The 603-nt window shown below is 59.4% G+C and carries 1 protein-coding gene; it reads right to left on the reverse strand.

What is annotated here, in order from left to right:
* Window positions 1-603, reverse strand: a 603-nt coding sequence (locus tag EZI54_RS24755) for a hypothetical protein (RefSeq protein ID WP_165495879.1), incomplete at both ends; no start/stop codon positions are given.

A 603-nucleotide genomic window follows, 5' to 3' on the forward strand; every position in this document is an offset into this window, starting at 1 on the left:
GCGCCTCAGGGTGACCCGAAGGAACAGCAAACACCCAGGCGTCCATCGACACCTGCTTGATCCCTTCCTCAATCGCTTCGGCGGCCTGCCGAGTACTGGTGGAACCGGTAACCTCGCCGCTTTCGTTGAGCAGGTTGGCGTAAAGGTATTCATGCCCCCGTTTCAGCAAGTTAGCGCGATCGAGGTCGGTCAGCCCGTATTGGATACCCTCGCCGTAGACGCCAATAACCGTCTGGCGGCTCAAGTCCACGTCGCCACGGCGCATGACGTCGATCCCTTCCAGGTTGGGCTCGCTGATTGCTGAGAGGGATGCGGCACCCTGCAGGATGCGCGGCACGTGTACGGCGTCGACTTCGCCGTCTTCGATGAGTTTTCGAACAACGGCCAACAAGGCGGCGCTCCATTTGCCCAGAACATCGCTGACCAGTTTTCCAACCTGACCTGCATGCTTCGCGTCTTGCTCCGCCGACTGATTGTCAGCCTTTGCCTGCTGGACCTGCTTTTCGAGTAAGGCCAGGGATTGCAGGTGAAGCTGGTCGAGGTGATCGTCATTAATGTCCGTCTGATCCGCCGCCAATTGTTGGAGCCGGCGGTAGGGAGAGT

Origin of the sequence: Marinobacter halodurans, assembly GCF_004327985.1 — a bacterium.
In the GTDB taxonomy this organism is placed as follows: domain Bacteria; phylum Pseudomonadota; class Gammaproteobacteria; order Pseudomonadales; family Oleiphilaceae; genus Marinobacter_A; species Marinobacter_A halodurans.